13 protein-coding genes are annotated in these 13,969 nt (G+C 67.9%); 1 reads left to right on the top strand and 12 read right to left on the bottom strand.

Annotation, left to right across the window (positions count from 1 at the left end; translation table 11 throughout):
- Positions 1-53: 53 nt before the first annotated feature.
- The 8 genes from pcaC to AC1MDG_RS21065 form a co-directional block, all read right to left on the bottom strand.
- Positions 54-518, bottom strand: coding sequence for a 4-carboxymuconolactone decarboxylase (gene pcaC, locus AC1MDG_RS21030; protein ID WP_479806648.1), 465 nt, complete (start codon positions 516-518; stop codon positions 54-56).
- The gene (locus tag AC1MDG_RS21035) at positions 515-1,333 is read right to left on the bottom strand and encodes an alpha/beta fold hydrolase (protein WP_479806649.1); all 819 of its coding nucleotides are present in this window, start codon (positions 1,331-1,333) and stop codon (positions 515-517) included. Before AC1MDG_RS21035 ends, pcaC begins: the two co-directional genes overlap by 4 nt.
- The gene (locus AC1MDG_RS21040; RefSeq protein ID WP_479809155.1) at positions 1,326-2,816 is read right to left on the bottom strand and encodes a lyase family protein; all 1,491 of its coding nucleotides are present in this window, start codon (positions 2,814-2,816) and stop codon (positions 1,326-1,328) included. The genes AC1MDG_RS21035 and AC1MDG_RS21040 overlap by 8 nt, the downstream gene beginning before the upstream one ends.
- Before the next feature lie 11 nt (positions 2,817-2,827).
- Entirely contained in the window at positions 2,828-3,418 is a 591-nt protein-coding gene (gene pcaG / locus AC1MDG_RS21045; RefSeq protein WP_479806651.1) for a protocatechuate 3,4-dioxygenase subunit alpha, read from the bottom strand.
- Between the two features lie 16 nt (positions 3,419-3,434).
- The gene (gene pcaH / locus AC1MDG_RS21050; RefSeq protein ID WP_144406499.1) at positions 3,435-4,319 is read right to left on the bottom strand and encodes a protocatechuate 3,4-dioxygenase subunit beta; all 885 of its coding nucleotides are present in this window, start codon (positions 4,317-4,319) and stop codon (positions 3,435-3,437) included.
- A gap of 36 nt (positions 4,320-4,355) precedes the next feature.
- Entirely contained in the window at positions 4,356-6,260 is a 1,905-nt protein-coding gene (locus AC1MDG_RS21055; RefSeq protein WP_479806653.1) for a bifunctional sugar phosphate isomerase/epimerase/4-hydroxyphenylpyruvate dioxygenase family protein, read from the bottom strand.
- Positions 6,260-7,141 carry a shikimate dehydrogenase gene (locus tag AC1MDG_RS21060; RefSeq protein WP_479806655.1) on the bottom strand — a complete coding sequence of 294 codons (882 nt, stop codon included), beginning with the start codon at positions 7,139-7,141 and terminating at the stop codon, positions 6,260-6,262. The genes AC1MDG_RS21055 and AC1MDG_RS21060 overlap by 1 nt, the downstream gene beginning before the upstream one ends.
- 169 nt (positions 7,142-7,310) lie before the next feature.
- A complete protein-coding gene (locus AC1MDG_RS21065; protein ID WP_200891071.1) occupies positions 7,311-8,174 on the bottom strand; it encodes an IclR family transcriptional regulator in 864 nt (287 codons plus the stop codon).
- Between the two features lie 242 nt (positions 8,175-8,416).
- Between AC1MDG_RS21065 and AC1MDG_RS21070 the strand changes: the two genes are divergently transcribed.
- Positions 8,417-9,736 carry an MFS transporter gene (locus tag AC1MDG_RS21070; RefSeq protein ID WP_479806657.1) on the top strand — a complete coding sequence of 440 codons (1,320 nt, stop codon included), beginning with the start codon at positions 8,417-8,419 and terminating at the stop codon, positions 9,734-9,736.
- Positions 9,737-9,821: 85 nt separating this feature from the next.
- Here AC1MDG_RS21070 and AC1MDG_RS21075 read toward each other — a convergent pair whose 3' ends face one another.
- The 4 genes from AC1MDG_RS21075 to AC1MDG_RS21090 form a co-directional block, all read right to left on the bottom strand.
- Complete coding sequence (locus AC1MDG_RS21075; RefSeq protein ID WP_479806659.1) at positions 9,822-10,904, bottom strand: ATP-dependent DNA ligase; 1,083 nt, start codon at positions 10,902-10,904, stop codon at positions 9,822-9,824.
- A 94-nt stretch (positions 10,905-10,998) separates the two neighbouring features.
- Positions 10,999-12,372: an NAD(P)(+) transhydrogenase (Re/Si-specific) subunit beta gene (locus AC1MDG_RS21080; RefSeq protein WP_479806662.1), complete on the bottom strand. Its 1,374-nt coding sequence runs from the start codon at positions 12,370-12,372 to the stop codon at positions 10,999-11,001.
- Complete coding sequence (locus AC1MDG_RS21085; protein WP_479806663.1) at positions 12,369-12,665, bottom strand: NAD(P) transhydrogenase subunit alpha part 2; 297 nt, start codon at positions 12,663-12,665, stop codon at positions 12,369-12,371. The genes AC1MDG_RS21080 and AC1MDG_RS21085 overlap by 4 nt, the downstream gene beginning before the upstream one ends.
- Entirely contained in the window at positions 12,665-13,891 is a 1,227-nt protein-coding gene (locus AC1MDG_RS21090) for a Re/Si-specific NAD(P)(+) transhydrogenase subunit alpha (protein ID WP_479806664.1), read from the bottom strand. The genes AC1MDG_RS21085 and AC1MDG_RS21090 overlap by 1 nt, the downstream gene beginning before the upstream one ends.
- Between the last annotated feature and the right edge of the window lie 78 nt (positions 13,892-13,969).

The following is a 13,969-nucleotide window of genomic DNA, read 5'->3' on the forward strand; positions in this document are numbered from 1 at the left end:
ACCAGGTCGCAGTTAATGTCGTTATGAGGGCTCAAAACGACATCTCCTGCTACCTAGTTGGGCGGGGCGGTCGCGTCCATGTCTCTAAAAACCTGTTGTGCTGTCTTGAAAGCGGTGTTGGCGGAGGGGACTCCGCAGTAAATGGCGGTCTGCAGCAGGATTTCCTTGATTTCGTCCCTGCTCAGGCCGTTGGTGAGGGCCGCGCGGATATGCATGGCCAGTTCTTCCCAGTGCCCGTGCGCCACCATGGCGGTGATGGTGACGGCCGAACGCATCTGCCGGGTCAGGCCCGGCCGGGTCCAAATGCCACCCCAGGCGATACGGGTGATCATGTCCTGGAAATCCTCGGTGAACGCATCCTTGTTGGCGTTGGCGCGGTCAACGTGCGCCGCGCCCAGCACCTCGCGGCGGACCACCATGCCGCCGTCGTAGATTTCCTGGCTGGTGGCGTCCGGCTGGACCACCCCGTGCCGTTCCAGGCCGGCGGGTGCCCCGCCGGATGGTTCGGAGCCGCTCATTTGGCTGCCCCGCTGGTTTCGCTCCAGGTGATGAGGCTGCGCAGCAGCTCTGCTACGTGGGCGGGCGCCTCGGCAGGAGCCAGGTGTGCCACGCCTTCCAGCGTCACGGCGTTTGCGGTCCCGCCGCCGGCGGTAATGCCGTCCACGATTTCCTTGGCGAACGACGGCGGCACCACGGTGTCCTCCACACCCGCCACGGCCTGGGTGGGAACCCGGATGCTGCCCAGCTCGGCGCGGACGTCGAAGCCCGCCAGGGCTTCGCAGCAGAAGGCGTAGCTGAAGCGGTCGGCGTCCCGCAGGGAGTGCAGCAGGCGGCTGCTGACCTCGGGTTCGCGGTCCATGAAGCCGCGGGCGAACCAGCGCTCGGCCGATCCCTGGATCATCACCGCGGTGCCCTGGGTGCGGACGGTCTCGGCGCGTTCCAGCCAGCCTTCGGGTGTGCCGATCTTGGCGCCGGAGCACTGCACGGAGAGGCTCCTGAGGCGTTCGCCGTGCTTGATGCCCAGCTGCAGGCCGATGGCCCCGCCGAGGGACACGCCCGCGTAGTGGAACCTTTCGCCCGGAGCAATTGAATCGACAAGTTCGACGACGGCGTCAGCCAGTTCGGCGACGTCGAACGGTTCCGTCGCGGCCGGGGACACGCCGTGGCCGGGGAGGTCCCAGGCGACGACGTCGACGTCGGTCCCGAGCAGGGCGCCGGCCTGGGTCCACAGCACCGAGGACGTCCCTAATGACGGCCCCACCACCAGCAGGGGCTTGTCCCCCAGCGGGCGCTGGGGGGAGAGCAGTACTGCCTTGACTGTTGGTCTAGCCACGGGGGTCTCCGTTCAGGTCTGTTGCGGTCGTTGGTGCAGCGGGGATGTTTTGGCTTGCATCGGCCGGAGGTGCGCCGCCGCCGGCAAAGTCCGGGTAGGCAGCCAGGATGCGGCGGGAAATTTCAGCGGACTGCCCCAGGTAGCTGGCAGGATCCAGGAGTTCTTCCAGCCGTTCGTCGGACAAGGCACTGGCGGGCACGGCCTCCCGCAGCAGGCGGCGGTACGTTCCGGACTGCTCCGCGGGCGGAGCCTGGAGCGTCCGGTCCACCACGTCCTGGAGCTGCTGCTTGCCGTTCCTGCCGTCCCGCTCGTCGAGGAGCGGCGCCACGGCGGCGGACACTCCTTCGCTCAGCAGCAGCGGCCCGGACAGTTCCAGGTTGCGGCGCATGGCGTCCGGGAAAACCTGCAGGCCGTCGGCGAGTTCCCGAAGGTGCCCTGCCGCACCCAACGCCAGGCGGAGCAGTTGCCGGAAGGCCGGCCACTCGCTGTGCCAGGCGCCGTCGGGACGTTCATCATTGAAGTTGGCCGCCGCCAGGTGCAGCTGCGCGGCCAGGTTCGGGGCCTGCAGTGCGGCGCTGCGGACCAGCACGGAGAGCACCGGGTTCTGCTTCTGCGGCATGGCCGAGGACACCCCGCGTCCGGCGGCCCGCGGTTCGGCGAGCTCGCCCACTTCCGGCCGGCTGAGGAACAGCACGTCGCTGGCGATCTTGCCCAGCGCATCCGTCACCGCCGCCAGGGCATCGCCCAGGGACGTGACCGCCAGCCGGTTGGTGTGCCACGGCCCCGGCGCTGCCGCCAGGCCAAGTTGCGCGGCCAGGTTGCCCGACAGATCGAAGGGGGTGTCCACCGAGCCCTGCGTGAGCACCGTCGCGGCCGCGAGGGTTCCCGCGGCGCCGCCCGTCTGCAGCGGCAGCTCCACTGCCTCCAGCCGCCGGGCCGCGGCGGCCAGACCGTGGAACCACTGCGCCGCTTTGAGCCCGAACGTGAACGGCAGCGAGTGCTGCGTCAGGCTCCTGCCGACGCACAGCGTGTCCGCATGCTGCTCCGCGGACGCCGCCAGCGCCGTTGTAATTCCGCGAACGTCAGCCAGGAGGGCACGAACAGCATTCCTGGCCAGCAGCATCAGCGCCGAGTCCAGTACGTCCTGGCTGGTCAACGAAGTGTGCACCGCACGCAGGGCGCCCAGACCATCCGTGTCCAGGGCCTTGACCTCGGCACGGAGGTCAGCCAACAGCGGGATGACCGGGTTGGCGCCGCCCTGGGCGCGGACGGCGATGCCGGCCACGTCGTAGCGGTCCACCTCCGCGGCGGCAGCCACCACGGCGGCGGAGCCGGCCGGCGCGAGGCCGGCCTTCTCCAACACCGAGGCCCAGCCGGCCTCGACGGCGAGGATCGCCGCGAGGACCGCCCGGTCCCCCGTCAGCGCCGCCACCAAAGGCGACGCCGACACGGGAGTCAGGAGGCCGACGTCGCCGTCGGACACGTGGGAACCAGTCACTGCGCGGCGCCCCCGCCAGCCGCACCCTCGAAGTCGAGGAACACGGTTTCGCCCTCGCCCTGCAGACGGATGTCCCAGGTAAGTCCGCCGTCGGCGTCGCGGCGCGCAATCAGCGTGCTGCGGCGTTCCGCGTCCAGGGAGGATAGCAGCGGATCGGCCGCCAGGGCTTCCTCGTTCTCCGGCAGGTACACGCGGGTGAAGAGCCGGTTCATCAGGCCGCGGGCAAACACGGCCACGGACATGAAGGCGGCCGCACGGGGCTCGGTGGGACCGGGATTGACCGTGGTGAAGGTGTACACGCCGGTGTTGCCCACCGCACTCCGGCCGAAGCCGGTGAACGTGTAGCCGTCCCGGACCAGCGAACCGGTCCGGTGCACGACGTTGCCTTCGGAATCCGGCTGCCAGATTTCCAGGATCGCGTCCGGGATGGGGTGGCCGGCGCCGTCGTACACGGTGCCCTGCAGGCGGATGGAGCCCGGTGAACCCGGAGCCAGCAGCTCACGATCCTTTTCGTACGGCAGGGCGTAGCCGTAGAACGGGCCAACGGTCTGGCCGGGGGTGGGGGTCAGCTTCGCGGGGTTACTCATCCGACTATTCGTCTGCCTATTCACTCTCGTCACCTGCTGTACCAAACGCTTCGTTTTCGGTCCAGGTCCGCTTGGAGCCCGTCAGGACGATGTCCCACCTGTAGCCGATCGCCCACTCAGGCTTGGTGAGGTCGTGATCATAGGTGGCCACCAGGCGGTCGCGGGCGTCCTGGTCCACGATGGACTGGTAGATCGGGTCCAGCGGGAAGAGCTGGTCACCGGGGAAGTACATCTGGGTGACGATGCGCTGGGTGAACTCCTGCCCGAACAGCGAGAAGTGGATGTGCGCCGGCCGCCAGGCGTTGAGGTGGTTCTTCCATGGGTACGCGCCGGGCTTGATGGTGGTGAAGCTGTAGGAGCCGTCCGCGCCGGTAATGCAGCGGCCCACGCCGGTGAAGTTGGGGTCGAGAGGGGCAGGGTGCTGGTCCCGCTTGTGGATGTAGCGGCCGGCGGAGTTGGCCTGCCAGATCTCCACGAGCTGTCCCGCCACGGGACGTCCGTCGCCGTCGAGCACGCGGCCGGACACCAGGATGCGTTCACCCACGGGCTCACCGTTGTGCTGGATGGTCAGGTCCGATTCCAGCGCGTGAACGTCCATGTGCCCGAAAGCCGGCGAGTACAGCTCGATGGTTTCCGGATCCGCGTGGTGCAGGTCCTTGGTCGGGTGGCGCAGGACGCTGCTGCGGTACGGTGCGTAGTCCAGCCTGGGCTGGGTTTCCGCCGGGGCGCCGTCCTTGAGCGCCTTCGCGTACGCTTCGCCGATCGACTTCATCTCGGCGCTGAGGTGCGCCTGCGATTCCGCGGCGGCATCAAGCGGCGCATATTTCTTGGGTGCGGCTCCGGTTTCGGCCTGGGGCGCCGCGTCCGACACGTCTTCGGTGATTGGGTCGGCGTTGAATATTTCAAGGTTGACGTCTTCAGGCACAGCAGCCTCCTTTCAGTGTTGGTGTTGCAGGTGGTCGTACTGGACGGCGTGCCGTACCGGGGCGTTGGGCGCACCGTAGCCGTCGTAGCCGCCGCGGCGCTCCACCATTTCGAAGAACACGCTGCCAATGGTGGCGGTGTAGAAGTGCAGGAACTCGCCGTCTGCGTCGCGGTCATAGAGGAGGTTGAGCTCCCGGAGCGTGGCCAGGAACGCGGGGTCCAGGTCGAAGCGCGCGTCCAGGTCCTCGTAGTAGTTGGCCGGGATCTGCAGGAAGTCCAGCCCCCGGTCCCGGGCCGCACGGGCCGTCTCCACGAGGTCGTCCACGGCGAAGGCGATGTGCTCCTGGTAGGTTTTCCGGTGCGCGGTTCCCGAATCCGCGCCGTCCTGCTGGATCACCGGTGCAAGGTTCAGTACCAGGCGCACGGCCCGGTCGGCCGTCAGCATCACCTGGGAGCGCACCAGTCCGCTGGGGCTGGGCACCTCCGCGAACGGCTGCGGCTCCAGCGCAAGGGCACTGGTGTAGAACAGCACGGCCTCGTCAAAGTGCTGCCACGGCTGGGCGAGGTTCACGTGATCGATCACAGCATTCTGTCCGCCGGGGGGCGGAACCTCCAGCCCTTCGCCGAACTCGCGGGTCCAGGCTGCGGTGCCGTCCGGGCTGCCCTGGCAGAGGAAGACCTCGGTGGAGTCCGGCGCGGCGAAGCCCTGGAACACTTCCTCGTCGGCCTGGCTCTTGCGGGGAACCGCGGGCGCCTTGAGCTGCTGGGCTCGGGCCGCGGCGATCACGGGCGAATCGACGTCGAAACCGAGGGCGGCAATCGCCGGGGCCGGGCCGGTGACGCCCGGATCCTGTTCGTTGATGATCACACGTGCGTGGCCCATGCTCCACAATTGCACGTCCTTGGTGCGGTGTCTGCCGTTGAATTCAAATCCCAGCTGGCCCAGCACCTTTTCGAGGCCCGCCGGGTCTGCGGCTTTGACCTCGGCGAAGTTGAAGCCGGCCGGTTCGGCCACCTGCGGGAGGGTGGCCAGTTCCATGGGATAACGACGGCGGCCGGCAGTCCCGGCAGCAGGGTCCGCGGAGGCCGGAGCGTTCGCATCCAGCCACTTGGCGCTCTGCTCCTCCAGCCAGATCAGCGACCGCATCGCGTCCACGGCGGTGCGTTCGACGTCGGACTGGCGGAAGACGTCATTGAAGACTTCCAGTGAAACGGGCCCGGTGTACCCGGCACGGACCACGTGGCCCATGAACTTGGCCAGCTCGAACTGGCCCTCGCCCGGGAAGACCCGGAAGTGGCGGCTCCAGGACAGGACGTCCATGGACAGCTTCGGGGCGTCCGCCACCTGGACAAAGAAGATCTTGTCCGCACTGAACCCTTCGATGGGCGCCGTGTCCCAGTCGCGGGAAAGGATGTGGAAGGAGTCCAGGCAGGTGCCCAGGTTGGGGTGGTCCACGGCTTGCACCAGGCGATGGGCGTGCTCATAGTCGTTGACGTACTTGCCCCAGGCCAGGGCCTCGTAGGCCACTTTGACGCCGTGGTCTCCTGCCAGGCCCGCCAGCCGGGCCAATTGTTCAGCGCGCAGCGAGTCGTCGTCGATGGTGGCCGTGCCAACGTTGGTGCAGACCAGGATGGTGTCCATGCCCAGGCGGGACATCAGCTTGAACTTCGCTTCGGCCCGGCGGAGGTTGGCGGCAAGGAGGTCCTCGGGAACGCTGTCAAAGTCGCGGAACGGCTGGTAGAGGTCCAGTGTCAGGCCCAGGTCCGCGGCCATCTTCCGGATATCCTCCGGGCTCAGGGACGAGGTCACCAGGTCCTGCTCGAAGATCTCGATTCCATCGAAGCCGGCGACGGCACACGCCTGCATTTTTTCCTTCAGGGTGCCGGACAGGCACACCGTGGCGATTCCGGTGCGCATCAGGCGGCCACCTCCTCGGCGGCCACGAGTTCCAGGAAGTGGGCGCGCATGCGGTCAGCGTCGGCCTCGAGGCCGGTGAAGATCCTGAAGGCATCCGCTGCCTGGCCCACGGCCATGCGGCCGCCGTCGAGCACTTCGCACCCTTTGGCACGGGCTTCGCGGACCAGTTCGGTTTCGATCGGGCGGTAGACGATGTCCGCCACCCAGTGCCGTGATTCGAGCAGCGACAGGTCCAGCGGCGCGCCCGGGTGGGCGGCCATGCCGACGGGAGTGCAGTGCACCAAACCGTCGGCGACGGGCATCAGCTGCGGCAGCTCCGCCGTCGCGCGGGCCGTGACGGTGCTGTCCGGGAAGAAGGCGGCCAGTTCGGCGGCGCGGGCGGCGCAGCGGGCGGCGTCCGTGTCCACGAGGTCGAGCTGGCGGACGCCTGCGGTGAGCAGGGCGTATGCGACGGCGGAACCGGCACCGCCGGCACCCAGCTGGACCACCCGGTCAAGCTTGGCGTCCGGGAGTCCCGAAGCGAGGGCGGCCGCGAAGCCGGAAAAATCGGTGTTGTGGCCGATGAAGCGGCCGTCCCGGATGGTCACGGTGTTGACGGCGCCAAGGCGCCGGGCATCCGGCGAAACCTCATCCAGGTGGTCCAGGACCAGCTGCTTGCACGGGTGCGTGATGTTCAGCCCGTTGAAGCCGAGGCGGTGGGCGCTCTGCAGCAGCTCACCCACGGATTCACCCGGCAGGCCCAGCTCCAGCAGGTCGATGGGGCGGTAGAGGTACCGCAGGCCCTGCACGTCGCCTTCGCGTTCGTGCATGTGGGGCGTGAGCGACGGCATCACGCCATCGCCTACGAGGCCCACCAGAAAGGACTCTGCTCGATTGCTCATCCGTATAGCTCCTTTGACAACGGCACCCGGTTTGCCGGGACGCACTGGGCGCCTGCGGCTGCTCTCCGGGTGATAGGGATTACAGTACAGGAAATGTTCACATGTTGCACTGATGTTCTTATGACGAACAAATGGGGACGACGGCGACTGTCCCCGGAGACGGTGCGGCTCATCGCTGCGGCAGCCTTGCGGCCAGTTCCGCGGCGGCCTCCTGGAGCACGGGAACAAGGGCCGCCAGCTCCTCCAGGCTGAGCCGGAAGACGGGAACCGCCGTGGCCAGGGACGCGAAGGCATTGCCCTGGGCATTGAAGACAGGAACTGCCACGGCGCGCATGCCGAGCTCGTTCTCCTCATCCATGACGGCATAGCCACGGCGGCGGACCTGCTCGATCTCGGACCGGAAGGCCTCGCGGTCCGTGATGGAAAATTCGGTCAGCGGCTCAAGTTCCAGCTCCTCCACCAGTCGCTTCCGCTCAGCGTCCTCGGCAAAGGCCACCAGCGCCTTGCCCACAGAGGTGGTGTGCAGTGCGCCGAGGTGCCCAGGATCACTCGTCACCCGGAACGTCTGCGGCCCGTCCACCTTGTTGACGGTGAGGTGGTGGTTTCCGTCGCGGACGGACAGGATGGTGGCCTCCCCGGTCTTCTCCGTGACGCGGCGAAGGATGGGCAGCGCTGTTCCAGCAAAACCGTGATGATTGGACACACGCTGACCCAACTGGAAGACGCGCAGGCCCAGGTGGTAGCGGCGGCCGTCCGGTTCATAGTCCACAAAACCGTCCCGCGTGAGCGAGCCCAGGAGCCGGTAGGTGGTGCTGAACGGCAGCTCCGCGCGCCGGGACAGCTCGGCCGCACTGGCGCCCCGCGGCTCATCGCCCAGCAGGACCAGAAGGCCCAGGGCCTTGCCTACCATGTCCGTACGGGAATCTTCCTTGGCGGCCCTGGGCGCCTTCGCCGCTTTCGCGGGCGCTTCCGAAAGGGCCTCCACGGGCGGGCCGGCCACAACGTCCGGTTCTGTGCTTTGATTCACACTCATAACCTGATGTTGCCACATTGTGAGAGCTATTTCTAGATGGTGATTATTTTCCTTGACAAGTGACAGCCCTCACAGCCATCATTGCTATATCGCACAAGTAGCTCCCACCATGTGGCTACTCGTCCGGGTCTTTACACGGACCACCGGCCGCCGCCAGCGAAGCCTCCATCTGGGTCTCCAGAAATGAAGCGCGGCGGCTGCGAAAATCCATCCGCGACAATGTCGTCACACAAAGGAACACCATGAGCCAGACACTCCCGTCCACGACGCCGGGCACCGCTGCACCGGCCGGGACCCCGAAGAAGGCAGCCCTCGCCAGCTTCCTGGGAAGCGCCGTCGAGTACTACGACTTCTTCATCTTCGGTTCCGCCGCCGCGCTGATCTTCCCGCACGTGTTTTTCCCCAATGCTGATGCCAACGCCGCCATCATGTCCTTCGCCACCTTCGGTTTCGCCTACGTGGCACGCCCGGTTGGCGCCGTCATCCTGGGCCACTTCGGCGACCGCGTGGGCCGGCAGAAGGTCCTCATGTTCACCCTGGTGCTGATGGGAGCGTCCACCTTCGTCATCGGCTGCCTCCCGGACTTCAACACGGTGGGCTGGTGGGCTCCCGCCCTGCTGGTGCTCGCCCGCCTCTGCCAGGGCCTCTCCGCAGCCGGTGAACAGGCCGGCGCTTCCTCCATGACTCTGGAGCACGCCCCGGACAACCGCCGTTCCTTCTTCACGTCCTGGACCCTCACCGGCACCCAGGGCGGCCAGATCCTCGCGGCCCTCGTCTTCATCCCCGTGCTCGCCCTGCCTGACGAGGTCAAGTACGGCATCGGCTGGCGCATCCCGTTCTGGCTCAGCGCCGTCGTGGTCCTCGTGGCCTTCTTCATCCGCCGCACCCTGCACGAACCGCCGGCATTCGCCGAAGCCCAGAAGTCCGCTGCCATCTCCAAGCTGCCGGTGGCCGACCTGCTGAAGCACCACTGGCGCGATGTCCTCCGGGTTGTGGCCTGCGCCTTCATCGCCGCGGTATCCACCGTGTTCGGCACCCTGGCCATCAGCTACGCCAAGACCGTGGCCGGCGTGGACGGCACCACCACCCTCTGGCTCGTGGTCGGCGCCAACTTTGTGGCCCTCGGCACCCAGCCCCTGTTCGGCATGCTGTCGGACAAGATCGGCCGCAAGCCGGTCTTCATCTACGGCGCCGTTGCCAGCGCCGTCCTGACGCCGGTGTTCCTGCTGAGCCTCGAATCCGGCAGCGTACCGCTGATGTTCCTGGCAGCCATCGGTTTCTTCTCCTTCGGCTACGCAGCCTCCAACGCCGTCTGGCCGTCCTTCTACGCCGAGATGTTCAGCACCAAGGTCCGGTTCTCCGGCCTGGCCATCGGCACCCAGCTCGGCTTCCTGATGGCCGGTTTCGCCCCGGCGATCGTGGCTGCAATGGGCGGCATCAAGCCCGGCGGCTGGGTCCAGATCAGCATCTTCACCGCAGTCATCTGCGGCATCGCGGCGATCTCAGCCCTCACGGCCAAGGAATCCTTCAAGACTCCCACCCGCGAGCTCGGCCTGAAGTAGATTCGATTCCCTAGCGCACGACGGCGGCCTGTCCCCTCCCCGGGACGGGTCGCCGTAGTTTAAGGCACCGGAGTTTAAGCGCAGTTTAGGTGGCCAGCACCTCGGCGAGGTCGTACTTGACGGGCTCTTCCAGCTGGTCATAGGTGCAGGATTCCGGGTCCCGGTCTGGCCGCCAGCGGACGAACTGCGCAGTGTGGCGGAATCGTTCGCCTTCCATGTGGTCGTACTTCACTTCCAGCACCCTCTCGGGCCGGAGGGGGACGAAGGACAGGTCCTTGCCCGCGCTCCACCGGCTGCCTTCGGCGTTCCGCGGCGTCCGGCTGCCCTCCTCCTGCTTGGCCCAGGCCCAGGGGTGGCCGTCGAAGTCCGTCACCAGGGGCTGGAGTTCCTCGAACAAGTCCTTGCGGCGCTGCATCGGGAAGGCACCCACCACGCCCACACTGGCCAGTTTGCCGTCGCCGTCGTAGAGCCCCAGCAGCAGGGAACCGATCCGGTCCGGCCCGCTGGTGTGCACGCGGTAGCCGGCCAGGACGCAGTCCGCCGTGCGTTCGTGCTTGACCTTGAGCATCACTCGTTTGTCCGGCTGGTAGCTGCCGTCCAGCGCTTTGGCCACGATGCCGTCCAGGCCGGCGCCCTCGAATTGGTGGAACCACTGCTGCGCAGTGCCGTTGTCCCGGGTGGTGGAGGTCAGGTGGACCGGCGCGGAACTGGCCGCGAGGGCCTTCTCCAGCATGCTGCGCCGCTCCGAAAACGGGCGGCCGGTGAGGTCCTCGTCGTCGAGGGCCAGCAGGTCGAATGCCACGAAGCTGGCGGGCGTCTGCGCGGCGAGGAGCTTCACCCGGCTGGCGGCGGGGTGGATCCGCTGCTGGAGGGTCTCGAAGTCCAGGCGGTCACCGGACGCACCCACCAGGATGATTTCGCCGTCAAGAACGCAGCGGGGCGGCAGGTTCACCTTCAGCGCCTCGACGAGCTCGGGGAAGTAGCGGGTCATGGGTTTGCCGTTGCGGCTGCCGATCTCCACTTCGTCGCCGTCCCGGAAGATGATGGACCGGAAGCCGTCCCACTTGGGTTCGAAGCTCCATTTCGGGCCGGAATCCGGGACCTCGGGCAGGGTGCTGACGGCTTTGGCCAGCATGGGCGCGATCGGGGGCATCACCGGCAGTTGCATAACGCCCATTCTTGCCGGGAGGTCCGCTCCGCACCACCCCTGCGGGCCGGGAACCTCGGCGGCAGCGCCCCGGGCCGCGCTGGAATCAGCGCGGCTACAGGGCCTTGACCGCCCCCAGCACCTTGGTCAGCGAATCCTTCGCGTCGCCGAACAGCAGCGTGGTCTGCGGTTCGTAGAGCAGTTCGTTCTCGATGCCTGCAAAGCCCGGCCGCATGGAGCGCTTCAGGAACACCACCTGACGGGCGTCGGCCACTTCCAGAATGGGCATGCCGAAGATCGGCGAACCCGAGGAGGTCTTCGCTGCCGGATTGACCACGTCGTTGGCGCCCACCACCAGGGCAACGTCGGCGGTCTTGAATTCCGAGTTGATCTCAGTCATTTCCTTCAGCTCCTCGTACGGCACATTGGCTTCGGCCAGGAGCACGTTCATGTGCCCGGGCATCCGGCCGGCCACGGGATGGATGGCAAAGTCCACCTGGATTCCGCGCAGCTGCAGGGCCTTGGCCAGTTCCGCGGCGGTGTGCTGGCCCTGGGCCACGGCCAGGCCATAGCCAGGAACGATGATCACGCGCTGCGCGTAGCCCAGCAGGACGGCGACGTCCTCCGCGCTGGAGGAGCGCACGGGCCGCTCACTGACCGCGGTGGAGCCCGCCGTCGAGCCTCCCCTGAACGCCCCGAAGAGGATGCCGGCCACGCTGCGGCCCATGGCCGCAGCCATGGCGCGGGTCAGGATGGTGCCTGAGGCTCCCACCAGCGTGCCGGCCACGAGCAGCAGCACGTTGCCCAGCACCAGGCCCGAGGCCGCGACGGCCAGGCCGGTGAAGGCGTTCAGCAGCGAAATGACGATCGGCACATCCGCCCCGCCCACCGGCAGCACCAGGAAAATACCCGCGGCGAGTCCCAGCACCAGCAGCACCAGGGCCAGCGGCAGCGAGCCGGTCAGGACGACGGCGGCGCCTGCACCCAGTGCGGCGAGCAGCACCGCCGTCATGATCACGGGAAGTCCGGGGAAGACCACCGGCCGGGTGGTCATCAGCTCCTGAAGCTTGGCGAAGGTCACGGCGGAACCGGCGAAGGACACCGCGCCCACCAGCAGGGTGAAAGCGATGGCCAGGCGGACCCACGCGTCCTCAGTATGCGCCAGTTCAAGCAACGCCACGAGGGCAGCAGCGCCGCCGCCCACGCCGTTGAACGCGGCAACGAGCTGCGGCATCTGCGTCATTTTGACGCGCCGTGCCACAGGAGCGGCCACGGCGGTGCCCACGGCAATCGCGCCAAGGATCCACGGAATGTTGTCCAGCCGCGCTGACAGGAACACGGTTGCCACGCCCAAGACGGCTCCCGCGGCGCCCACAAGGTTGCCTCGGCGGGCAGTTCGCGGCGAGTTTAGGCCCATGAGGGCCAGGATGAACAACACTGCTGCCACCAGGTAGAGGAGCCCCGTCCAGGCCGGGTCCAGGATGCTCATCGCGGCCCCTTCCCGTCTCTGCGCCCGCGGAACATCTCCAGCATGCGGTCGGTCACCACAAATCCGCCCACCAGGTTCGCGGTGGCCAGCACGACGGCGAGCAGCGCGACGGCGAGCACCCACCGGTCCGCAGCCTGGCCGGCCACGATGATGGCGCCCACCAGGATGATGCCGTGGATGGCATTGGCCCCGGACATGAGCGGCGTGTGCAAGGTGCTGGACACTTTCGAGACCACCTCGAAGCCCACGAAAACCGCCAGCACGGTGATGGTGAGCAGGCTGGTGCCGTCCATCAGGCCACCTCCTCGTTTGCGGGCCGGTTCCCGGGCTCCCCGGGAACGGACTCCCCGGGAACTGACCCACCGGGAACGGGCTCCCCGGACAGCGCGAGCGCCTCCGCCGTGGGCGCGTGCCGCACCTCGCCGTCGTGCGTCAGGCACGTGCCTGCCACCACCTCGTCCTTGAAGTCCAGGGACAGGGTTCCGTCCCGGACCACCAGGGCAAGCAGGTTGGCCACGTTCTTGGCGTAGAGCCGTGAGGCGTCCGCTGGCATGGCCGATGCGGCGTCTTTCAGGCCCACCAGCGTCACGGTGCCCTGGCCGTCTGCGGTGTCCACAGGGATGTCCTGGCCGGGAACTGATCCCTCGACGTTGCCGCCGGACTCCGCGGCGAGGTCCACCACCACGGAGCCCGGCCGCATTCCCTGCACCATTTCCCGGCTCACCAGGAGCGGGGCCCTCCGGCCGGGGACGGCCGCCGTCGTGATCAGCACATCCGCCTGGGCCACGTGCGGCGCCAGGAGCTGCCGCTGCAGGGCGCCTCGGTCCGCGCTGAGCTCACGGGCATAGCCGCCTGCGGCCTCTGCCGTCTCCAGGTCGAGCTTGATGAAGGTTCCGCCCATCGAGGCGACCTCGTCTGCCGACGCTGGCCGGATGTCGTTCGCGTAAACCCGCGCACCCAGCCGTTTTGCCGTGCCGATGGCCTGCAGCCCGGCCACGCCGACGCCGAGCACCAACACGCGCGCGGGCGGAACGGTTCCCGCCGCCGTCATAAAGAGCGGGAAGAACCTCGGCAGCCGGATGGCCGCTTCCAGTACGCAGCGGTAGCCGGCCACGAGGGCCTGGGAGGACAGGGCGTCCATCGACTGCGCCCGGGAGATCCGCGGCACCAGTTCCATCGCGAAGGAGGTCACCCCGGCGGCGGCCAGGGCCCGGACCGTGGGAAGTTCCGACGACGGCGACGCGAGGCCCGCGGTGACGGCCCCGCGGCGCAACGCCGCCGCCGTCGCCGGTTCCAGCGGCCGCACATGGGCGAGGATGTCGAGTGTGCCGGGGTCCAGTTCGGGGACAATCCGGGCGCCCGCCCGGACATACGCGTCGTCGCTGTAGCCGGCCGCGGTTCCGGCCCGGGATTCGACCAGGACCTCAAGCCCCAGGCCTATCAGTTGCTGCACCGTCTCCGGGGTTCCGGCAACCCGCCGTTCGCCCTCGCGGTGTTCCCGCGCAATGCCTAGCTTCACCCGCCACTCCCTTTCCAGCGTCATCGCTGTCCCGGGTCATCGCTGTCATTGGTCATCGCTGTCCCGAGTCGGTACTGG

This window comes from Arthrobacter sp. AIWTK1 (genome assembly GCF_056680535.1).

Excerpts from the sequence above, each read along its gene's own strand:
- pcaC (WP_479806648.1), bottom strand. The coding sequence starts at position 518 with ATGAGCGGCTCCGAACCATCCGGCGGGGCACCCGCCGGCCTGGAACGG.
- pcaG (WP_479806651.1), bottom strand. The coding sequence starts at position 3,418 with ATGAGTAACCCCGCGAAGCTGACCCCCACCCCCGGCCAGACCGTTGGC.
- AC1MDG_RS21055 (WP_479806653.1), bottom strand. The coding sequence starts at position 6,260 with ATGCGCACCGGAATCGCCACGGTGTGCCTGTCCGGCACCCTGAAGGAA.
- AC1MDG_RS21060 (WP_479806655.1), bottom strand. The coding sequence starts at position 7,141 with ATGAGCAATCGAGCAGAGTCCTTTCTGGTGGGCCTCGTAGGCGATGGC.
- AC1MDG_RS21065 (WP_200891071.1), bottom strand. The coding sequence starts at position 8,174 with ATGAGTGTGAATCAAAGCACAGAACCGGACGTTGTGGCCGGCCCGCCC.
- AC1MDG_RS21070 (WP_479806657.1), top strand. The coding sequence starts at position 8,417 with ATGAGCCAGACACTCCCGTCCACGACGCCGGGCACCGCTGCACCGGCC.
- AC1MDG_RS21075 (WP_479806659.1), bottom strand. The coding sequence starts at position 10,904 with ATGCAACTGCCGGTGATGCCCCCGATCGCGCCCATGCTGGCCAAAGCC.
- AC1MDG_RS21080 (WP_479806662.1), bottom strand. The coding sequence starts at position 12,372 with ATGAGCATCCTGGACCCGGCCTGGACGGGGCTCCTCTACCTGGTGGCA.
- AC1MDG_RS21085 (WP_479806663.1), bottom strand. The coding sequence starts at position 12,665 with ATGGACGGCACCAGCCTGCTCACCATCACCGTGCTGGCGGTTTTCGTG.